This window comes from Acetobacter aceti, from assembly GCF_002005445.1.
GTDB lineage: Bacteria > Pseudomonadota > Alphaproteobacteria > Acetobacterales > Acetobacteraceae > Acetobacter > Acetobacter aceti_B.
Genome location: NZ_CP014692.1, coordinates 115,512 through 136,785, shown reverse-complemented (window position 1 = coordinate 136,785; position 21,274 = coordinate 115,512). Strand labels below are relative to the sequence as shown.

Sequence of the window (21,274 nt, the reverse complement as noted above, 5' to 3'; positions counted from 1 at the left end):
GCCTTATGCCCGGATCGCCCAGAGTTCCAGCTTCAGGGCCGGGAAGTCGCCTGATACATGGAGAGCAATGCCACCTGAATTCTGCAGCTGCTGCCAGTGCGTCGAGTTGCGATCCAGCTCGAAATAGGACGCGCCTGCGTAAAACGGCATCTGTCGCGGCGCCACGGGCAGAGGACGGAGACCAATACCCGGCAGCGCCACATTGACCAGTTCCCGGATATGTTCCACCGCCCCGATCTTGACCGTCTGCGGGAACAGACGCCGCAGTTCTTCCGTCGGCATTTCCGCCGAGACCGCCAGAACGAAAACCGCTTTTGCCAGCAGGGAACGGTCCGCAATCGTGCCGACGCGGATCTGATGACGCCGCAGCTGCAGTTCGATCATCACGGCGGTCTGTTCATAGACTGCGGCGAGGGAGCGGCGGATATCCGCCACGACCGGCGCAAAACTGGCCTGCAGGTCATTGTGCCGATAAGTGGGATAGCGCGATGGCCGCTTGTCCGGCGAGGTGAAGGTGGACAGTTCTCCGGCAATCGTCAGCAGCAAACGATAGAAATCCTCCGGATGCAGGTTTCCGGCGTCCGCATGATGCGACAGCAGCGCCTGCCAGCCATTGAGCGCCTGAAGCAGGATGAAGTCCGAGACCTCGGCGCTCCCCTTGGTGCCCGGTGTTGTCAGACGGGCCGCGATCGCGTTGCCGCGCTGGTTCAGTATCCCTGCCAGTTCCACGACCAGCGTGGACAGGACCGGGGCTGCGTAACAGGTCAGGACGGGTGGAATCCAGAGAGGATCGAGCACCACCTGCCGGCTGGGGAAAACCTCCCTGATCCGGGCGACAGGCAGGCAGAAAAATCCCTCCCGGTCGCTGCTGTCCAGCCGCAGGCTCACATTCAGCCGACCGACATCGATCTCGGCCGGTTGCGGCGAACCGGACTGCGTATCAAACGCCTCGAACGGTGAAACGCGGTATCGCCCGTCCTCCCGTCCGGCGACGATCATTTCCATGGCGCCGGGCTGACGGATCGGAATAACCAGATGCACCAGCATGTCACGGGCCTGTTCCGGAATCTCAAGCGGCATCGGCAGATCGGTCTGCCCTGGCATGCTGAAAGATGTGCCGTCCTCAAACAGACCGGAGGCGTGGCTCAGGGCAAAACGTCCCGACGCCAGCAGATCCTGATTGATCTGGATCTGCACAAATCCCCAGCCATAGGGGCGCATGTACTGAAGTGTCTGACGGATCTGTTCTTCAGCCCAGCGGTCCTGCTGCTGAAAATGCTGGGCGCGCAGGAACATGCCTTCCTGCCAGGCGACACGGCTGGTCCAGCTCACGAGCGCTCTCCGTCATACGCAGACTTCCGTCCGCGCATATCCGATTTCTGCAGGGCGTCGTCGGCCTTCATGATCGCCTTTTCATAAGATCTGGCAAAAGCCTTTCCGAACGCACTGTCGAAATCATCACTCAGGGCCGCCACGGTTCGCCGGTGATGCTCCTCATACTGCCTGAAGGCGCGGCCATTATTGTTGTCCGGACAGAAATCGAGGAAACGGCTGCCCGCATCCTCGCGGAAACGTGCCGGATCCACCCGCGCCAGCAGAGCGCCGATGGCGTCCTGCATGGCTCTCAGCACGGCAAACTCATGCGTCCGCATGTCGTTGAGCGCCTCACCAATGGCATCGGACGGCAGCATCCCGCTGTTCCGTCCGATCCCGATGAGCGCCAGAAGCGCATCATCATCATTGGCCGAGAATTTCAGCGGGTTATTGCCGGAAGCCTGAATCATGGTCTGTTCTATGCGGAACTCGCCCTTGATGGTCGCCCGGGCAATCATGATCTGCCGCAGCCCGTGGATCATCGCCCGGAATGTTCTGCCAAGCTCTTCCATCGTGTCGGAGGTGAAGTCGCGCAGATCACCTCCCTTCAGTCCGGCGCCATACAGAAACGCCCCCAGAAGATCGTCTGCCGCCTCTTGAGACCCATTCCTCTCATCGTTCTGATGAGGCACAGGCTGAACCTCAGGCTGTGGCGGAAGCCCGGGGCTTGCCGGTTCATGCGAAAGGGACGCGATCAGATCCTCTTCGCTGTCATGCCGCGACGTCATGTCCACCCGTGGAGCCGCCACGCTGTGCCCGTTTTCTTCTGGCAGGAGGTCTGACAGATCCTCCTCTCCCGCAAACGGATTATCGTGCAGCGATGAATGACCCGTTTCCGCAGGACCAGACAGGGGAGCCAACGGCTCTTCATGTCCTGCCCCGAGTTCCGGATCCTGATCCCAGTCATCACCGATCTGCTCCGAAACAACCCTGGGAGGCACACAGGGCATGTGCAGCAGTCCCGGATCATGCATGACCGGAGTATCGTCCGCTTTGGGAAGGACGTTGATCGACACATCCTGCGACAGGAAGGGATCGACTTCGCCCATATCGGCCACGCCGTCAGAACCTTCCGGTTCCGGAGACAAAAACGCGGACCCGATGGAACGGTCGTCCTCATATCTGGAAGAAGGCAGGTTACGGGAAACAGGGGCCGCTGACGGAGACAGCGGTTCGTCATCCCCGATCAGCACCTCAAACCGGTAGCCGCCGATCTCGATGGAATCCCTGTTCCGAAGTTCGCGGGACGCCTTGCGCAGGGGAGTCGTATCCTGATTGATGAAGGTTCCGTTCGTACTGGTGTCCACCAGATCCCAGCGATCTCCATGCCGCTCGATGGAACAGTGCTTCTTCGACAGAACCCGGCTGGCGTCGGACAGGCACAGGTCGCAGGCCGGGTCCCGTCCGATTGTAAACTTGCGTCCTGTCACCGTCCGGTTTTCGCCCCGGGCGCCACCCGGCGTGGTGATGACTTTCAGTGTAAGTGTCGTCATGAGAATTCCCTGCCCCCGGCCTTCAGTCATTCAGACTGATCTTTGCACCCCTGAGGGTCATATCGCCATCGGCCGTGCTTTCGATCCTTGATCCGTTGATCGTGATCCCGTCCTGGGCCAGCCGGATTGTGTTACTGCCGACCCTGAACAGTATTTCGGTTTTCGCTTCCATTGTAATGGCGCCGGTCTCGGCCTCCACCGTAACAGATCCGGTCTCCGTCTTCAGGCTGACGTTACGATGAACTGTGGCCGCACTGTCCAGACCCACTTCGGTCTGCTGGTTGTTCAGCACAACCGTATGCAGATCTTTCTGGGAGCGGAGATAGATTTTCTCCTGCCCCTTGCTGTCATCCACCGAAAATTCCGAGAACTCGGACGCTCCGCCATGGACAGACCGACTGCGGAAACCGCTTTTCGTCTGCTCTCCCGGCACGGCGAAGACCGGCTGCATGCTCTGGTTATACAGACCACCCAGCACCACAGGCTCGTCCGGATCGCCATTCATGAAAGCCACGGCGACTTCCGTTCCCACACGCGGCAGATGCTGCCAGCCCCAGCTGTCTCCGGCCCAGGGCTGGATCACCCGCACCCAGGTCGCAAACCCGGCGCTGGTGTCCTTGCGGTGATCGAACACGATGCGGACCTTGATGCGCCCAAGCGCATCGGCATGAATCTGCTGTCCCTTCCCGCCGACCACAACGCCGGAATAGATCCCGCCCATCTGCGGACGGATGTTATGGAAAGGTTCTCTCCACGGCACAGTCTGCCTGAAGCACGTAAAGCTGCAGTCGTAAAAGGAACCTGACGACTGGCCGGCCCATGTCTCATCCACCGCGCTGTGGAAAACAGACTGGAGGGCATACTCCACCGTCTCTTCTCCCGTCAGCGGGTCTTTCTCCACCGTGAACCGGCGGCCGGGCATGAACTGCGGATCATAGCCATGCCCACGGCACATCGAGGACGTCACCTCGGAATGTTCCATGAAATGTTTGGCACGCTGTTCGGCGGTCGCCTCGTCTTTCGTCAGCGCAGGCCAGCGATAGACACGACGGGTCGTAGCCCCTCCGGTCTTTGAACTGGTCGACTGCTGCGCCCGGACCGGCACGGTGGGATTGGACGGATCATAGTCCGTAAAATGGACCTCGCCATGCGCGGTGGACGCCCCGCCGGTCCACTGATCGATAATGTCGATATTGTTCCCTCTGTGAACAATCCGGTGCAAAGGAGACGGAAGCGGCCTGAAGGACTCATTACGGTCCGTGACGATCAGACGATGCTCTGTCTTGGTATGTTCAAAGAAATAGAACCAGCCTTCTTCCTGCAGAAGCCGATGCATGAAGTCGAGGTCCGTCTCATTGAACTGCGTGGTGTATTCCCGGACAGGCCTGTCGCCATAAATCCGGAAATCATAAGCCTCCACGCCTTCTTCCTGAAACAGAACCTGCAGGATCTGATCCACTGACTTCTTCTGGAAAATCCGGCAGTCAGATCGCTGGGACAGGAACCAGAGCCGCGGAACAATCTCGATCTGATATTCCCACCGGTCTCTCTGCAGATTGTTCGCCGGCGTCACACGCCGGACAATACCGTTGAAATACCGGTTCTCCGCCGGTAATTTATTGATAATCGCGCAGAACGGCTTGTACAGAAGTTCATTCGGCTCCATCTGGCCAACCGTGGAGACAACCGTCAGCGACACCTGAAACGGCTGACTGAGCATTTCCTGCGCATTCAGGGCCGTGGCGTGCAGCGTGCCGGACTGATCCGGCAGCGTGTCATCTCCGAAAGGAGAGCTGGTAAAAAGCAGGGGTGCGACAGCAGCCATAAGAATCCGTTGGATCAGGAAAGACGAAAAGAAGCGGCCAGAGCACGGCGGAAGCGCTCCAGATCACCCTGATGATGGATAAAGGTCTCACACAATGAGACGAAGCCGGCAAAATCCCTTGCCCGCAGGGACGCGCGACGGATAAGCGGTTGCGCCACCGGTCCCAGCACATCGGTCAGAACCGTGCCCACTGCGGCGATATCCGCGTCTGTCAGACTGCGGGAAGCCGGTTCTTCCTTTCCCTCTACGGGCGGCGGCGTGGGGATGGTCGCGACGTTCTCCACCTTTTTCTCTTTGGAAGCGGACGTTACGGGAGACGCCACAGGAACCGCTTCCGCCACCGGCTCGGGGTGTTTTTGCGCGCCATGCGTCTCTTCATCGACCTCCGCTGCATCATCGATCGTCAGGAACCGGGTAAAAACCTGCTCCCTGACGACAGAATCCTGAACAACAGCGGCCAGAAGCTCCTTTTTCGTCACAGCCTCTTCACAGGCACGCCTCAGTTCCATCCGCCCCAAAGGTCCGTACAGTTCCTGCAGATAGGCATCGACCTCCGCCAGCCAGTCCTGACTGATCGACGGATGCACAGGCAGCCCCATTTCCTCGTCAGCCATCACAATGATCGTTCTGTCATCCTCTTCGTCCTGAGGAACGGACACGACGACAGGAGCACTCTGCCCGGCAGGCTGTTCAGCAGGCGACTGGGAAGCGTGCTGCTGAGGAAGATGCGGCACCGGAAGAGGTGAGGTCAGATCAAATCCGGGAACGGCGCGACGGAGGGCAAAAGCAAACTCCGCCGCATCCGAGAACCGTTCATCAGGGTTTTTCGCCAGAATACGCTCGATGGTCCGCACCAGCGCCTCAGGAATGTCCGGACGCAATGTTCCAAGCGATTCCGGATCAGTATTGAGAATTCGGAATACCGTGTCAGTGTATTCACGCCCCTCAAACGCCTTCTGGCCACTGAGCAGTTCATAAAGAATGCTACCCAGAGAAAAGAGATCGCTCCGCGCATCCACGGGACGCCCGGAACACTGCTCCGGCGACATGTAGTTCGGTGTCCCGATCAGAAGCGCCTGATCCGGTTCCGACATTACGGCGCGATAGGACACGCCGAAATCCGTGATTTTCAAACGCCCCTGATAGGTCAGGATAATATTCGCAGGCTTTACGTCACGGTGGACGATGCCCAGCCCATGTGCGTAATCCAGAGCCGCGAGGACCTGTAGCGCGATCGGGATGACCTCGCTGACGGGGAGTTTTTCGCCGCGAGGCAGAGCCTTGTTCAGCCCCAGACCATCCACATACTGAAGAATGATGCAGGGATCATCCTCACCGCCGGCGACGTCATGAAGTGTGACGATATTGGGATGATCACACAGCCCGCACAGGCGCGCCTCATTGCGGAAGCGGGCAAGGTAGGCCGCCCGCTCCTGATCTTCCAGAAGGCTCTGATTGACCTTCTTGATCGCGACATAACGATTGATGGCGGGGTCCCAGGCCTTGTAGACCACCCCCATCGCCCCGCGCCCGAGAAGCGATTCAATATGAAAACGCCCCTCATATGCTGGAAGATCACCCACGATGATTATTCATCCAGCATCCTGAAGGAACTTTCGAGACTACGACGCATCCTTGTAAAGGACGCCGCCAGCGGAGACAGATCACTGCCCTCCGGCACCGACAGTTCCGGCTGGGTCAGATCCCCGCGGCTGACACGCCCGGCAATCGTGCTCATCTCTCGCAGTGGACGCAGCAGCGTATATTCCAGGATCACATTGGTCAGTAAGAGAAGAGCTGCGGCCAGCACCGTCATCCATAACAGGATGTGCATGGCGCGTCCCGTCGCGGCGGATGTCAGATGACCGGAAGAAATGGTGACAATCGTGGCGCCCACGATCTCATCGGGTTTCCATCCGAAACCATGCTGGCTGCCATAGGCGTCAATCATCGTTTTCGGAGCGACGCCCGGATCGGAGTGACAGGAGAGACACCCGGAATCCGTCACACGTATCGGTGTCGCCAGTCGAAGAACCGGCTGACCGTTCTCATCTTCTCCTGCGGACGTCAGCGATGATGGCGCCGAAGCACTTCGCAGACGGTCGATCAGATCTTTTTCCGCCGCGGTCGGCGCATCAGCCGGATTGGTCGGGTTCAGGGCGGTAACACGGATATCCAGTCCCGGATTCTTTTTATGCAGCAATATGCCCAGGCGGCCTGCCGCATAAAAAGGCACGCCCTGAGGGGGGAACTGCACCGTCGTTCCCAGCAGAAGCTGCGGGGAGACTTCCTCACTGGTGTAATGTTCCGTCGCCAGACTGACTGCGCTCAACATGGCCGCCTGTGCCTGCGCCGCGTCAGAAGCTGTCTCCGACAACGCACTGCGCAGAACCGGAAAGAGGATCACCAGAGCGAGAAGATATCCTCCAACGAGGACAAGGTTAAGCTTGAGTCTGAATGTCATGTCAGTTTCCCGCACCGGTCAGAGCCGAGAGCTGATCGGATGTCAGCTGACCGGTCGCAGGTTCATTCCGCGATTTCTGAAATTTTCGGATGGCGTTGACGGTTTCGTTCGTCCGCATACCGTTGACGGAACCTAGATAAACGCCGCGTGCAAGAAGACCGACCTGAACAGTCCGCATGGCTTTCGCCTGCGCGGCCTGTGCTTTTGCCCGCTGCAACACCAGTTTCTGCGCCGCAGCCGCCTTAAGCCGATCCACGGGTTTCTGCACCGCCACAGGGGGCGTCTTTGCCGTCTCCTTGCCAGAATCAGGAGTGGTGGATGTGGGTTGAGATTTACTCGCATCTGATGGCGCAGGAGTGTCTGGAACCGGAACAATCCTTGCAGGCGCTTCAGCTTTTGCAGAGTCCTGCTCTGGTGCTGAGGGCACGGTCATCGACTGCGCCGGCGCTGTCTGTGGAGCAGGCGGTGGCGGAGACAATGGAGATTGCGGCTGAACCGGAACAAACACTGGCCTGGGCGCAACACCATGAGCAAACGTCGCCACATTCGCCCATTGCCAGCCGGGTTGCATGACGGAAACCAGCCCATCCAGAACAGGGTCGGCTGAGGCCATTTCAGCCAGCGTCACGGACAGGGTTCCAGCCCCCTGCATCCGGCTTTTCAGAAGCGGCGCCATCTGAGACAGAGCCTGCCGCTGATCTGCCTGAGGATGCAGCTCAAGGAAAACAAAGCCATCCTGTCCATCCAGAACACGCAGCAGGGAGACCGCCGGGACTGCCTGACTCAGCAGATTGCTTTCCTGCCCATTAGCAGAGCCGTCACCGGACACAAAAATCCTGCCATCCTGAACAGCCGCATAACCGCAATACGAGATCACCGGACGTTTCCCGTCCAGATGGCGGGCAAATGACATCAGCGCCACCCGCAGATCCACACTGGTCGGATTCAGCACCTCAAATACACTCAAGCCCTGCTGCTTGAGCTGCTGGGCCAGCCGATGTGTGTTTTCAGAGCAGGCGGCAAGCTGTCCGCCGGCATCAGAGGAACGGCCATCCCCGATCAACAGAAAGGCTGGCGGAGGAGTCAACGCCTGTGCCTGTGCCTGTGCCAGCACCTGTCTGTGGGGCACAGACACCATAACAGCCAGCACGGCAGCAGCGATGCCAATACGGCGAATACCGAAGTCCGGGGACACGATTGCTCCTCTCATCCAGCCAAACCCCACAGCATCCTTCAGGAGGTCGGCCCACACGTCTCTTTGTTAATACATTATGGTCCAGACAGTTCCAGACTCATAGAGAAGATTATGACTTTCAAGTAAGAAGAGTGACTGTATTCTTCAGAAGGCTGGCCGAAAAGGCGTCATCAAGACCTTTACACGGCTATAAAGATACCTTTCCCGTACTCGTTAATAATCTTTTTTTACCGTACGCCTCCGGCAAAAATGCCCTTATCAATGATTACCGGCCATATCCACATGCCGTTCTGTAAAGACAGGCTCATCAGCATCGTGCTTTCGCTTCGCCTGACAGCTTAACCAGCTGCTCCATCCGAGCCGGGGAGAAGAAGCCCGTGTTTCTGTCGGCAGTTGCAGAAGCGGTACAGCGTCCTTTTTCAACACGGGGCGCAGCATGATCTGAAGCTCCGAACCAACAAACGTCCGGATCAGTTTCAGCAACGGCCCATACAGACCGCCTGACGGCATGAGCGCCTGAAACATCTTCCAGTCCACCGGGCCGATCCGTACCGTGAACTGCGACTGGCAGTCGAGATAGCGCGCCCCTGCCGCGGCATCGACACCCAACTGGCTGAAACTCTCAGCCAAAGAGCCGCCAGGTCCCGAGAGAGGCAGAAAACTCTGCTGATCCGGCGGAATATGAACCCAGAGCGGCGTAAACTCCTCCACCCGCACAGGCAGACCAAGCCAGTCAGAGAGCAGCGCTTTCAGCCGGTCGGCCGACCGCGGCATGGTGGAGAAATAGCCACTGTAAAAATTGACCGTTCCAGGATCGACTCCCAGCAGGGGCGCAATGTCAGGACTGTAAAAACCCGATAGCGCCATAAGGGTTTTGCGCACCGTACGGGCATAATCTGCTGCGGGCACATGCTCCGGCAGAGTGTGGCTGCTGGCCAGACGATACTTGATGCCACTCTCCGCGAACTGCGCGAGAGGCCTCTGGCTCAGCATTTCCAGAAAATCGCTCAGCGCTGAAGAATGAAGCCTGTGTTCGGACACCAGCTCGGCTGAATAATGAAGAGGCAGAACACCTGCCGGACCTGTCAGGCCCATCGGTGTCACTGTGGTGACAAATCCACGTTCACCCAGACTGACCGAGGCCACATCGGCCGCCGGATAGGCTGTTCCCAACGGAGCCCGAAACCGGATGGCGGAGCCTGCACCATTCGCACCATGCGCCCGAAGCATCAGCAGAATGGCGGCGTCGAAACTGAACGGCCCCGGGTCACGCAGGAATTGTCCCAGCAGACCGTCGGCAGAGGACGGGCCGGCAGAAAGTGCTCCCGCGGAAGGCGGAACGGCTGAAGACCGGAACTGCGTCGTCTCTTCATCAGACGGCGCCTGAACAACAGGCAGTAACTCAGTCCGCCCCCCCTGCTCCGGGACCGGAAGACTGCCCGGCCGAAACTGCGGTTCCGCGTCCTGTTCCGTAACCAGAACCGTCTGGGGGATATGGCTGGAGCCGCTGCCGCTCACAGGAGCGTCCGTGTTCCGCAGCGTCGCGGAAAGCGCAGGATAAAGCCCGGTTTGCCCTGAAGAGACACGCTGACACGGACAAAGGAATTGACGCTCACATGCAGGGCCATGAACCGCTCAAGAATGCTGGCCAGCAGATAGAGACCGCCTGTCTCCCATCCATCCGACGCAAACACCAGCGTGATTTCCGTGCCGCGGATAAACCCGCCCGGCCTCACCCCCGGCAGGCGCGCATGCCCCGGCTGCGCGACAACATCAACCAGACTGTCGATGGCTTTCTGTGTCTCCGGCGTATTCCGGCAGTCATAGAGAGTGAGCAGATCCTGAATGATCCGTGGACCGGCACCAGGCTCGGTCAGGGAGATATGGCCCAGCGCCAGATGCGCAATCAGTCGCCATGCTCTTTCTCCCGCAAGCGACGGCCGAACCGTGGAAGCAAATGGCATCATACAGGCCACGCTTTCCAGCCGGTCAGCCATTGCAGGAACGTGCAGCACCGGCTCCCCTCCACCGAACGGCAAACGTTCGGGAAGATTGCGGTTGGTGCATAGCGCATCAATCAGCAGGATATGATCGGTTGGCCCTTCCGGATCGAGGTCTGGCTGAACCGGCGCGAGATAAACCTCGGTCCCGCCCTGTTCCACAGAGGCCGGACGGCGGCTCAGAGTGTAGGACGTGGGGTGCTCCCGTCCGTCATTCCTCAGTTCCTGCGGTGCGCGATGATAGAGTGGCGTCCACGTACGGGCGGCCCCTGCGCCTTCCATTTCGCGCACACGCTCCACAGACCAGACCTCATAGTGGTTCGGATCGCGGAAGCTTGCCGCAACATGATATTCCGTGATTTCGTGGCTCAGCGTCACCGGCTCGCAGCGCTGGGGAAACAGATTGACCACCGGCACACAGCCCAGCACAAGAGCATCCGCACTGATCGTGCGCTCCAGCTCCGGAAAAGACGTGTCAAAATAAACGAAAATCTCCATTTTCCGTTCATCATGCACCAGCGTCCGGGCATCCAGACCATCCAGTTCCACAAACAGAAACTTCTCAGGAAATGCAAAATATTCCGTCAGAAGCCGGAAGCCGGAGAAGGAGCGAGCCATCCAGGGGAGCAACGCTTCATCAGACTCAAACCCGCAGGGAAGAACAACCTCTTTCGGCAGAATGGTCGGAGCCGGATCATTCGGGGACGATGCGCAGGCCACGCCGAGTGTATGACGGCCCAGAAGTTCCAGAAGCCGGAAACCCTGCCCTGAAGATCCTTTCAGGAAAAAACGCAGCTTTTCCAATCCCATTTCCGCAAAGCTGATTTCCGGGTTCGTGGATTCCAGCACAATGCGCAGCACGGAGCGCGCCCCACGCGCCAGCGGACTGGACGGGGCCGCCAGAGGCAGACCGGACAGCGTCAGTCTGGCAATCCGTACAGGCCACAAACGGGTTTCCGCCGTTGTCATGAAGTGACAGGGCTTACCGCCGATGGGATCAGTTTCAACAACCGTCGCACGGGGCACGGTCAGTCCGATGGCGTCCCGGTCCGGACGACAGACCATTTCAATGACGGACGCTGCCGGAACCGGCGCATTATAGTGCGGGTAGAGAATTCCCAGCAGCCCGTCAGTGAGTTCGGGAAATTCCTCATCAAGCCGCTGATGCACGCGCCCGGACAGAAACGCCACGCCTTCCAGCAACCGCGCCACATGTGGATCATCGACCGTATCCGCACTGATCCGCAGATGCGCGGCGGCCTTCGGGTTGGCCTCCGCGAATTCGCCCGCCAGCTTCCGCAGGGCTGTCAGTTCGCGATTATAATAGCGGAAAAGAAGGTTTTCCATAAGATCAGCGCGTCTCGTTCAGCAACACATCGGCATGGGAAGATGCCAGATTGATGACTGTATCAAATCTGACCGCCGTGCGCAGAGGTTCCACATGCAGCACGGCGTCAATGCGAAGTTTCAGGACGCCGTGCTGGCTGTCCCTGTCCTCCAGCAACTCCACACTGACATTCTTCAGCCGGGTTTCAAAGCGGGCGATACTTTCCTCAATCGCTGAACGCAGATATTCCCGATTCTGCTTCTCACTCAGCTCACCAGAGGTGAAATCCGGAATACCATACGTCACAGGCGAACGGCGGAGATCCTTCTGTTCCGGAGCGGGCTCATGCCACGGACGGCGGGAATTGAGCAGACGTGTGAGATCACGCAGCACTGCATTCTGCATCAGTCTGATTCCGGCGCGCGCATCCTGCGTGCCGGTTCTGTCTGCTTCCACAGCCAGCAGACGATCAAACACCGAAAACCTGAGAGGCTGCGAGCCGCCCGTGACGCGTTCCGTTACACTCCCCTGCCGTTGTTGCAGACGTCTGTTCATGCGCCAAACATCAGCGTCCCGACATCAAGAACCGGCAACCCTTCCTCGCCCGCAAGAAACAGTTTCTGGCCGATTCCGCGTACAAGCGGACCCTCTGTCCACTCCGTCAACTGCCCTGTCAGCAGCTTGCCACGCTCCGGTGAATCCACAGTCAGTTCAGCGGTGCAACCATAGAGCACCGGTACATAGACCACGCCGTCCGGTCCACCCTGCACGCTGAGCTCACAGCGTCGCCAGTATAGATCCCGATAGCATTTGGCCTCGTGAAACTCGGCGCGCTCAATTCTGGAGAACGGAATCTGAAAATAGCGTCCGGTTGTCGTCAGAATCTCCAGAGAGCCATCGCAGAGATCATCCGCATCCCGGAAATCCGCAAACACCTCGGCTCCGGCCTTACCGGAGACCGTATCCCGGAACCCCTCGGCCTCACCAGCTGTTTTCGCTGCCAGAGTTTCATCGCCGCTTCTCAGTTCTGCGTGTGCACGGAGGCAGAGCAACTGGGATTTGCTTGCTTCTCCGACAAATTCAGGTTCGCGGCAGGATGACCAGTATTGCTGCCGGATGATTTCCGCACGCAGCAACTGACGACACTCGGCAACATAGACAGCCGCCTGCGTATCCATCGCCTGCAACGTATCGAGCACCCTGTCGGCCCGTTCCAGCTGGGCGCTGAACAGCAACATTTCAAAAAACGTGAACCTCACGCGGCTGTCTGTCGGCGCGGCGCGCACGGCTGCTGCCGCGAGCTCGGCAGCCCGTTCCGGTTCGCCCTTGCGGAAGGCTTCAGAAACAGCGGCGGCAGAATCAGCTGTCATGGATAAAAGCTCCTGCAGGATAAAAGGACATTACCAAACATATTCAGGCGTCCGGGACGACAAGCTCAGTCGCCAGATTGAAGGCAAGGTCGACCTGATCCAGCTGGTAGCGCGGCTGGATATGCATAACACAGGAAAAATGCCCGGGATAACCGGGTTTTTCCGTAATCGTGACCTTACTGTTCATGAGCGGATAACGCGCGCGATTCTCTTCCGAGGCTTTCACGCTGCCATTCGTGTATTCCAGCAGCCATGACTGCAACCGACGCTCGATATTCTCCGGGGTCGCATGACTGCCAATGACGGAACGGCCAATGATTTTCACATAATGTGCAAAACGCGACACACAGAGCAGGGTATTGATCTGGGAGGACATGTGGCGGTTGATGGCCGCCACGGGCGTCCCGTCTGTTTCAGCACTCTGCTGAATACTGTTGACGGCGCTGAAACAGACTTCAGGCCCGAATGACAGGCTGACCAGCGGCATGAAGCCTTCCGCGCTGATCATGCGCTCCTGCTCTTCTGTCAGTTGAATATCCAGTGGTGAGCGGTACCAGCCATGCTGCGGGTCCGTATCGAAAATCTCACTGATCAGATCGGGCACAAGACCGCCCCCGACCTTTCCGGGCGGTACACCCCGGATATCGGCGGGCCAGCCATAATTGATCTGCGCCCTGATCACTACTGAAGCGAATGCGTAACCCGCAGACGTCCAGACCCGATCCTGAACCGATGAAGCCCGTTCACGGTAAAAAAATCCGTCACTCCGCGCTGGATCATGTCCCCATGGCAGCCGCCCGGGAATACGAGGCAGGCAGGCGCACAGGAACCGCGCATCTGTCTGGCGACGCAACATCTGCCAACGTCGTTTGTCCGCATCTTTCAGTGAGGCTACCGGATCAACAACCGTGGCCAGATCACTGAAGCGTTCCACACCGAACAGCACAGGCGACACGCCGATCACCATCGGACAGAACGCCGCCGCCGCGACACCGGCAAGGCTGGTCAAAGCAGCGATGTCATCTACGGCAGGAGCCGCGCCGGGCCTGCGGGCTTCCGGCACATGACGGAACTCATGGTCCACGACCATCAGTCCGAACGGCTCTCCGCCCGCCTGACCAAACTCGTTTTCGTAAATCAGATGAAACAGGGCGCTTGTATCAAAATCTGAAGATTTCTGAAAATCCCGGCAGATTTCAGCCCACCTGACTGAAAGAACGCGGACGAAAACTCTCGCTTCCGGAGACAGTCCACCCACCAGCCAGTGCAGACCGCGCCAGGAACCTTCGAGTTTCTGAAAAGCCGGTTGATGCAGGATGTTATCCATCTGCCTGGACAGCATCCGGTCAATCAGGGCGATGTCCTGATCGAGCCTATCCCTGATACAGTCGGGATCTCTGGAAATCTCTTTCAGTGTTTCCACACCAAACCAGCCCATCAGGGCAGAGAGATCGGATGAAGACAGAAAGGATGCGAACGCGTCCACTTCCGTGGCCTGAACAGTGAAACGGCCGGAAAGGACCGTTTCACGCAGGGCAGAAGAGGACGACATTCCTATATCAATCCGAAAGAGATATCAGCTTTTCTTCGGAACGCGGGCCACCAGACGCATGCTCGTGGTCAGTTCTTCCATCTGCAGCCATGGGCGCAGATAAGCGACGGCGTTATATGCCCCCGGGCTTCCCGGAATTTCACGAACCTCAATCCGGGCGTCACGAAGCGGGTAACGCGCCTTGTTCTCGGCTCCCGGATTTTCTTTGGTGTTGACGTAATTTCCGATCCAGCGGTTCAGCCAGCTTTCGCAATCTTCTGCTTCAGCAAAAGAACCAACCTTATCGCGCGCCATCACCTTGAGGTAATGCGCGAATCGTCCCGTTGCCATGATATAGGGAAGGCGGGCAGAAATCTTCGCGTTCGCTGTCGCCTCGGGACGATCATAGTCCTTTGGCTTGTGTGCTGTCTGCGCCCCGAAGAACACCGCGTAGTCATGATTCTTGTAATGACACAAAGGAAGAAAACCGAGCTTTGAAAGCTCGAATTCACGACGGTCCGTAATGCCGATTTCCGTCGGACATTTCGTATCCGCATCACCATCGTCAGACATGAAGGTGTAGGTCGGCAGGTTGTCCACCTTGCCACCGCCCTCTGCACCACGGATAGTGGTGCAGAAACCGGTGCGTGCAAAAGCATCCGTCAGACGTGCGCCCATGACAAAAGCCGCGTTCATCCAGCAATAATTATCATGCTGCATGGCTGACGGACGACCATCCCGATCCAGCGGCGCTTCCTCATAGTCAAATTCCCTGACTGGCTGCGTCGCGTTGCCGTATGGCAGACGCGCCATCACGCGCGGCATGACGAGGCTGACGAAACGGCTGTCCTCACTGTCACGGAACCCGCGCCATTTCTGATATTCCACACCCTCAAAAATCTTGTCCAGATCACGAGGTTTGCTGAGTTCTGACCAGTCGTCAAAACCGAACATGTCCGGGCTGACGCCCGAGACGAATGGTGCGAAGGCAGCAGCGCCTACAGAGGAAATCTGCCGCAGCGTCTCAATATCGTCCGGGTGATTGGACCATTCATAATCACCCACCAGCGCTCCGTACGGCTCACCGCCCGGCGTACCGAATTCACTTTCGTAAATCTTGCGGAACAGCACGGACTGATCAAATTCGGTCGCGCGGGTGAGATCACGGTTCAGTTCACGCTTGGATACATTGAGCATCCGCAGCTTGAGGTTCGCACTGGTCTCGGTGTTGCTCACCAGATACTGCAGACCACGCCAGCTTCCCTCGAGCTTCAGAAAACGCTCATGATGGATGATCGCGTTGAGCTGCTCGGACAGTTTCTGATCAATCTGGGTAATCGCACGCTCAATGGTCTGGTTGAGATTGCGGTCGAACTTCACCACCCCTGCGGACGCCTGTTCCACCAGAGCCCGGACCAGATCCTCGGCGCGATCCGGTTCCGTCTGCCGGGTCGCAGAGATCACCTGATTCAGAACGGACGAGGAGGCAGTTTCCGCACTGGCAGACGTTGGAGCGGAGGATTTTGTACCGGATCCCGACATCGTTCAGTCCTCTTTCTTTGTGGAAAGTTCTTCTGCAACACGGGTCATTTCCGTATCGTGCTTCAGGATATTCTCCAGAAGCTCCTCGAGTTCCTCAGACCGGTCAGCCTTGCTCATCAGATCACGAAGCTTGTTTCGCGTCTCCAGAAGCGCTTTCAGAGCGGGAACCTGATCGATAACCCTGGCGGGCTCGAAGTCCTCCATGGAATCAAACTTCAGTCCAACAACCATCTCCGACCCGTCTCCGGCCAGAGTATTGGGAACAGCCAGTTCGAGTCCGGGCGCAAGCCGCGCCATGACTTCATCGAAATTATCGCGATCAATCTGGACGAACTTGCGTTCCGCCAACGGTCGGAGTGGCCGGCGGGGATCGCCGGAGAAATCCCCCATCACACCCACGACGAACGGCAGCTCCCGCACGACCTCGGCCCCTTCCGTTTCCACATCGTACGTGATGTGGACACGTGGCTTACGGACCCGCTTCAGCTTTTCGTGTATACTGCCGCTCATGCCGACTCTCCCCGGATAATATGCCTGAATCAGAACAGGAACTCTTGCACCTTACGCTCACCCTGCACAACAGCCAAATACTGGCCATGGCAGGAACAGATTCAGTGACATCCGCGTATAAAAAGGCCGGACAGAATGTAATTATTCTGTCCGGCCACACCATAATGGATATTCCGACCCGTTTTAAACGGGATCAGGAAGCTGTTGCGGTCGCCAGATCGTAGGTGGTGATCTTGTTGCCGCCCGCAGAACCGTCCGCATCCATCTGGGAGGTCGTCACGGTCACCTTGTTGAAGTTCAGGGCCAGCGTCTCAACCGGACGTTCACCACTGGAAGAGTGGGAATAGGAGCTGATAATGACGTGGTCGAGCTCCAGAGACAGATAGGTGATCTGCTGATCCTTGTTCGTACGGACGAAGTCGATCTTCACCGTCTTCTCGCCGTGGCCGGACAGGGCCTCGCTCATCAGATCTCCTGTCGAAGCATCATTGTTTTTCGTGACAATCACTTCACCAACACTCGGCGCCGTGGATTCACGATCAGCAGCGGAACCGACACGGCTGGAAAGGCCACGGCCCACTCCCCACTGGAAACCTGTCAACTCAACCCAACCCGTATGCTTTGTCTCGGTTACAGAGCCGGTTACGCCATCCATCTTCAGATAAATTGCCACGTTGATAGTCTCCTACTTAAATTAGTTAATGCTTCGTTGTTACAAGCAAAGAAACCCCATCCAAGTCAATGAGAAGTTCTTTGTTTTTTGGAATATTTTTTTTATTTTCCAAAATCATTCCTTTTAAAAGCACCTTTGATACCTCCGGAAGCAGAGTATTGGAGATCACTCCTTCCAGCGCCCGCGCTCCCGCGCTTCCTTCTTCGCAGCGTTCCACAAGCATCGTGCGGACCGATTCAGCGATGCTCAGATTGACCCCGAACTGCTTCTTCACACGCTCCCGAACACGCTCAAGCTGAAGATCGATAATCTTCAGAAGTATTTCCTTTCCCAACGGCATATAGGTCACAACTTTTGTGCGCCCCAGAAAAGCCGGTTTGAATGATTTCAAAAGATCTTCATAAACAAGCCTGTCGATCGTTTCCTGCGGCGGCGCTGTGTCCGGGTCCGCATACAGGCTGGCGATCAGATCCGTTCCGGCGTTCGAGGTCATCACGATCAACGTGTTACGGAAATCAATATCCCGCCCCTCCCCGTCCTTCATGTGACCTTTGTCGAACACCTGAAAAAAGACTTCCTGAACACCTGGATGCGCTTTTTCCATCTCGTCCAGAAGCAGCACCGAGTAGGGTTTCCGACGCACGGCCTCCGTAAGGATGCCACCCTCCCCATACCCGACATAGCCGGGAGGACTGCCCATCAGCAGACTGACTTTATGCTCTTCCTTGAATTCGGACATGTTGATGACCGTCAGGCTCTGCTCTCCCCCATACAGCAGATCCGCCAGAGCCAAGGCAGTTTCCGTCTTGCCGACGCCAGACGTGCCCACCATCAGAAAGACACCGACCGGCTTGCGCGGATCATTCAGTCCGGCCCGCGAGGTCTGCACGGCCTGCTGGATAGCCCGCAGGGCATGATCCTGCCCGATGATGCGCTGTTGCATGATCCCCTCAAGATTCAGCACAATCTCAAGTTGATCCGACTTCATCCGTCCAAGAGGAATCCCGGTCCAGTCGGACACCACAGCCGCAACAGCCGCCTGATCCACCATCGGGAAGATCATCGGCTGCTCGCCCTGGATCTCTTTCAACCGACCAAAAACACCCCGGTATTCCTCTGCAAGCACAGATTTCGCGGCGTCATCCGCATCCGACATTCGCCCCCAGAGATCTTCCAGCTCAGCAACCAGCGCCTGCTCCTGCCCTGCCCTGTCTTCCAGCGCAGCTTTCCGGTTTTCCACAGACACACGCTCTGCCGTCAGCGCTTCAAGGCGGATCCTGTGCTCCGCATTTCCGAAAACCGCCTCCTGCTCAAGAGCCTTTATTTCCGTGTCCAGAACAACCAGCCGCCGCTCCGCATCCTCCAGCGGAGCCGGAACCGCATTCTGACTCATCGCAACGCGGGCACAGGCCGTATCCAGCAGACTGACCGCCTTGTCCGGAAGCTGTCGTCCCGCGACATACCGCGCGGACAGGCTGACGGCGGCCTCCACCGCGTCTTCCATGATCAGCACACCATGATGTTTGCGCAGCGTCTCAGTCAGCCCCCGCAGCATGGCCGTCGCCGTCGGAACATCCGGCTCGGCCACATTGACCGGCTGAAACCGCCTTGTCAGAGCCGCGTCTTTTTCAAAATACTTCTTGTACTCCGCCCACGTTGTCGCCGCGATCACCCGCAGGCTCCCGCGCGCCAGAACCGGCTTGAGCAGATTGGCCGCATCCGCCGATCCGCCACCACCACCCGCTCCAATCAGGGTATGGGCCTCATCGATGAAAAGGATGACAGGAACCGGAGCCGAATCAACGTCGGCGATGACATCCTTGAGGCGGTTTTCAAACTCGCCTTTCACACCGGCTCCTGCCTGCAACAGCCCCAGATCAAGCGTGAAAATCCGTGCATTTTTCAAGGCCGGCGGCACATCGCCAGCAGCCAGCCGTAACGCCAGCCCTTCCACGACAGCCGTTTTTCCAACACCGGCCTCACCCACCAGGATCGGATTATTCTGTCTGCGGCGCAGGAGAATATCGGCAACCTGCCGGATTTCCGTATCGCGCCCAAGAATAGGATCAATCTTTCCGGCTTCCGCCAGCGTCACCAGATCCTGCGCATACCGGGTAAGGGCTGCCCCGAAGCGTCTGTCGCGCGGTGCATCGTCTGCTTCAGTTGCTTCCTCCACACGCTGTGCGGAGGCCGGAGAGGTCGCCTCCGCGCTGTTCTGACAGTAGCCCAGCAGGTCCGCCTCACTGCATCGCGCCAGAGCCTCGATCAGCGGGGCCAGAGTTTTGCGCAGTCCGGAGCCGCTGTCCGTGTCTGTAGCCAGTGCGACCAGAAGATCCACTGACCGGATCGTCACAGCCCCGCGCTCGACTGAAGCCGCCAGCCACGCGGTTTTCATCAGACGCACGATCTCCGGCGACAGGGACGGCGTGCGGCCATTGCCTGTTTTCAGGCCATTGATGGCCTTTTCCAGCCGTACGTCCAGCACGACCGGATCAATCTCCAGTCCCTCCAGGATGCAGGCCAGATCGCTCTGTTTTTCCCGCAACAGAAACAGAAACCAGTGCTCCGCCTCCACGTCATACTGCGTGCGAGACAGCGCCATTCCTGCGGCGCCTTCAAGCTGTCGACGGGACAGGTCGCTCAGTCGCCGGACAAGACTGGACAGATCAATCGGCCTCATGCGTTTCTCTTTTCTCGTTGCCTGTTCTTTTGACAAGAAAAGGCAACCTGTCTCAAGTCCTATACAAGGCTTTATTTTTCCGCCTATGCGGGCGGAGCGACAGTAATCCCGAGACGCGAGAGAATTGCGGTTCTTGCAGCCGGATCATCCACCAGCTCTGACAGCAGATCGTTCCAGGAAAGTCGCGCGCGGCGTACCGCCTCATACAATGTCTCCGCGAGCGGAGATTGCGGCTCGTGTTTTTCAAAATACTTCGCAACAGTAATCAGGTTCTGGAGCATCTCCTCCCGTGTTGGCTCTGCCTGTTCTGAGGTTCTGACGTTCATGGAGCGGGTTTCAGACGCAATCCCTGCTTCCACAATCTCCTCTGTCATTGCCGTTTCCCCTGTCGATTCTGATGCACCCTTTTCCGAAGCTGCCGTTACATAGCGGGCAGCAATTCTGGACAGTTTTTCCAGCAGAGCCGTCACACGGGCTGTGGGAGGCGCATCCACACCCAGACGCTCCGTCATGATCGCATCAAGCGCCTTCCAGTGCTTCAATGCCCGTTGACTGCTGCGATATACCTCCGCCAGCGACACCTGTCCGAAACGGGCCGCATCGCTCTCCAGTTCCGGAAACGGCACCACCCCAGCATCAAGACGCTGCTTTTTGCGGACGGTGTCACCGATTCCCTCCACTTCCTCGGACTGCTCGTACTGCCAGAAAAGAAATGGCGTGCCGTCCGCCCGACGATACAGCTCCAGTTTCCGCAATGCCTGGATCAGGGTGCCATCTGAACTGATCCCGTTCAGACCGGCGAGGGCGGAGAAACGGGCTTCTACGCCGTCCTCATCCGTCGAAGGATAGAAATCCGGCCAGAAAGCCGTAAAAAGTCCATATGTCGCTTCAATACTTACAGCCAGACCATCGAGACCAGCAAGACGGACCATCGCTTCAGTCAGCCACGCTGCAACTTCCACATCCTTCCCGACAGTGTGCAGGATCTGAACGGCAAAATCCTTCACCCGCCCCCAGTGCCGGAGCGCTTCAGAATTTTCACTGTCCTCATATTCGCCACGCCTCTCCGCCGCACGGGCGTCAGAACGGGCATCCCGGAGCTGAAAATAAGGAGAGGCCGGAGACACGTTGAGTCGCGGGTCCGTGCCCTGAGAGAGACCTCCCGCTATCGGGCTGAGAATTAACGTCAGAAGATTGTCCGCATCACTGATCATCTGGCAACGGGTCCCGGGTACAGCAATAGAAAACCGGCAACTCTCCGCCGGGTTATATTTTGCTGTTTTATACTTC

General features: G+C 58.0%; 16 protein-coding genes. All 16 read right to left on the bottom strand.

The window, feature by feature from the left end; genetic code table 11:
- Nucleotides 1-3: 3 nt before the first annotated feature.
- Nucleotides 4-1,332, bottom strand: coding sequence for a type VI secretion system baseplate subunit TssK (tssK, locus tag A0U92_RS00580; RefSeq protein ID WP_077811535.1), 1,329 nt, complete (start codon nucleotides 1,330-1,332; stop codon nucleotides 4-6).
- The gene (tagH, locus tag A0U92_RS00575) at nucleotides 1,329-2,867 is read right to left on the bottom strand and encodes a type VI secretion system-associated FHA domain protein TagH (RefSeq protein WP_187668815.1); all 1,539 of its coding nucleotides are present in this window, start codon (nucleotides 2,865-2,867) and stop codon (nucleotides 1,329-1,331) included. The genes tssK and tagH overlap by 4 nt, the downstream gene beginning before the upstream one ends.
- Nucleotides 2,868-2,889: 22 nt before the next feature.
- On the bottom strand, nucleotides 2,890-4,692 hold the full coding sequence (locus A0U92_RS00570) for a type VI secretion system Vgr family protein (RefSeq protein WP_077811533.1): 1,803 nt from the start codon (nucleotides 4,690-4,692) through the stop codon (nucleotides 2,890-2,892).
- Between the two features lie 14 nt (nucleotides 4,693-4,706).
- Nucleotides 4,707-6,275, bottom strand: coding sequence for a serine/threonine-protein kinase (locus A0U92_RS00565; RefSeq protein WP_077811532.1), 1,569 nt, complete (start codon nucleotides 6,273-6,275; stop codon nucleotides 4,707-4,709).
- A gap of 5 nt (nucleotides 6,276-6,280) precedes the next feature.
- Nucleotides 6,281-7,156: a c-type heme family protein gene (locus A0U92_RS00560; protein WP_077811531.1), complete on the bottom strand. Its 876-nt coding sequence runs from the start codon at nucleotides 7,154-7,156 to the stop codon at nucleotides 6,281-6,283.
- A 1-nt stretch (nucleotide 7,157) separates the two neighbouring features.
- Nucleotides 7,158-8,351 carry a peptidoglycan-binding protein gene (locus A0U92_RS00555; RefSeq protein ID WP_187668814.1) on the bottom strand — a complete coding sequence of 398 codons (1,194 nt, stop codon included), beginning with the start codon at nucleotides 8,349-8,351 and terminating at the stop codon, nucleotides 7,158-7,160.
- Between the two features lie 258 nt (nucleotides 8,352-8,609).
- Nucleotides 8,610-9,869 carry a type VI secretion system baseplate subunit TssG gene (gene tssG / locus A0U92_RS00550; RefSeq protein WP_077811529.1) on the bottom strand — a complete coding sequence of 420 codons (1,260 nt, stop codon included), beginning with the start codon at nucleotides 9,867-9,869 and terminating at the stop codon, nucleotides 8,610-8,612.
- Nucleotides 9,866-11,698 carry a type VI secretion system baseplate subunit TssF gene (gene tssF, locus A0U92_RS00545; RefSeq protein ID WP_077811528.1) on the bottom strand — a complete coding sequence of 611 codons (1,833 nt, stop codon included), beginning with the start codon at nucleotides 11,696-11,698 and terminating at the stop codon, nucleotides 9,866-9,868. The genes tssG and tssF overlap by 4 nt, the downstream gene beginning before the upstream one ends.
- A gap of 4 nt (nucleotides 11,699-11,702) precedes the next feature.
- Nucleotides 11,703-12,233 (bottom strand): type VI secretion system baseplate subunit TssE, encoded by a 531-nt coding sequence (gene tssE, locus A0U92_RS00540; RefSeq protein ID WP_077811527.1) that lies wholly within the window; start codon nucleotides 12,231-12,233, stop codon nucleotides 11,703-11,705.
- Complete coding sequence (locus A0U92_RS00535; RefSeq protein WP_077811526.1) at nucleotides 12,230-13,048, bottom strand: type VI secretion system accessory protein TagJ; 819 nt, start codon at nucleotides 13,046-13,048, stop codon at nucleotides 12,230-12,232. The genes tssE and A0U92_RS00535 overlap by 4 nt, the downstream gene beginning before the upstream one ends.
- A 43-nt stretch (nucleotides 13,049-13,091) precedes the next feature.
- Complete coding sequence (gene tssC, locus A0U92_RS00530; protein WP_077811525.1) at nucleotides 13,092-14,600, bottom strand: type VI secretion system contractile sheath large subunit; 1,509 nt, start codon at nucleotides 14,598-14,600, stop codon at nucleotides 13,092-13,094.
- Nucleotides 14,601-14,624: 24 nt separating this feature from the next.
- Nucleotides 14,625-16,121 (bottom strand): type VI secretion system contractile sheath large subunit, encoded by a 1,497-nt coding sequence (tssC, locus tag A0U92_RS00525; RefSeq protein WP_077811524.1) that lies wholly within the window; start codon nucleotides 16,119-16,121, stop codon nucleotides 14,625-14,627.
- Between the two features lie 3 nt (nucleotides 16,122-16,124).
- Entirely contained in the window at nucleotides 16,125-16,631 is a 507-nt protein-coding gene (gene tssB / locus A0U92_RS00520; RefSeq protein ID WP_077811523.1) for a type VI secretion system contractile sheath small subunit, read from the bottom strand.
- A gap of 193 nt (nucleotides 16,632-16,824) precedes the next feature.
- Nucleotides 16,825-17,304: an Hcp family type VI secretion system effector gene (locus A0U92_RS00515; RefSeq protein ID WP_077811522.1), complete on the bottom strand. Its 480-nt coding sequence runs from the start codon at nucleotides 17,302-17,304 to the stop codon at nucleotides 16,825-16,827.
- A gap of 25 nt (nucleotides 17,305-17,329) precedes the next feature.
- Complete coding sequence (gene tssH, locus A0U92_RS00510) at nucleotides 17,330-19,984, bottom strand: type VI secretion system ATPase TssH (RefSeq protein ID WP_077811521.1); 2,655 nt, start codon at nucleotides 19,982-19,984, stop codon at nucleotides 17,330-17,332.
- Nucleotides 19,985-20,067: 83 nt separating this feature from the next.
- Nucleotides 20,068-21,198, bottom strand: a complete 1,131-nt coding sequence (gene tssA, locus A0U92_RS00505; RefSeq protein WP_077811520.1) for a type VI secretion system protein TssA — start codon at nucleotides 21,196-21,198, stop codon at nucleotides 20,068-20,070.
- Between the last annotated feature and the right edge of the window lie 76 nt (nucleotides 21,199-21,274).

What these genes read in the sequence shown, in the direction of transcription:
- tagH (WP_187668815.1), bottom strand. Translation starts at nt 2,867, where the DNA reads ATGACGACACTTACACTGAAAGTCATCACCACGCCGGGTGGCGCCCGG.
- tssH (WP_077811521.1), bottom strand. Translation starts at nt 19,984, where the DNA reads ATGAGGCCGATTGATCTGTCCAGTCTTGTCCGGCGACTGAGCGACCTG.
- tssF (WP_077811528.1), bottom strand. Translation starts at nt 11,698, where the DNA reads ATGGAAAACCTTCTTTTCCGCTATTATAATCGCGAACTGACAGCCCTG.
- tssE (WP_077811527.1), bottom strand. Translation starts at nt 12,233, where the DNA reads ATGAACAGACGTCTGCAACAACGGCAGGGGAGTGTAACGGAACGCGTC.
- tssA (WP_077811520.1), bottom strand. Translation starts at nt 21,198, where the DNA reads ATGATCAGTGATGCGGACAATCTTCTGACGTTAATTCTCAGCCCGATA.
- A0U92_RS00560 (WP_077811531.1), bottom strand. Translation starts at nt 7,156, where the DNA reads ATGACATTCAGACTCAAGCTTAACCTTGTCCTCGTTGGAGGATATCTT.
- A0U92_RS00570 (WP_077811533.1), bottom strand. Translation starts at nt 4,692, where the DNA reads ATGGCTGCTGTCGCACCCCTGCTTTTTACCAGCTCTCCTTTCGGAGAT.
- A0U92_RS00535 (WP_077811526.1), bottom strand. Translation starts at nt 13,048, where the DNA reads ATGACAGCTGATTCTGCCGCCGCTGTTTCTGAAGCCTTCCGCAAGGGC.
- tssC (WP_077811525.1), bottom strand. Translation starts at nt 14,600, where the DNA reads ATGTCGTCCTCTTCTGCCCTGCGTGAAACGGTCCTTTCCGGCCGTTTC.
- tssC (WP_077811524.1), bottom strand. Translation starts at nt 16,121, where the DNA reads ATGTCGGGATCCGGTACAAAATCCTCCGCTCCAACGTCTGCCAGTGCG.
- tssB (WP_077811523.1), bottom strand. Translation starts at nt 16,631, where the DNA reads ATGAGCGGCAGTATACACGAAAAGCTGAAGCGGGTCCGTAAGCCACGT.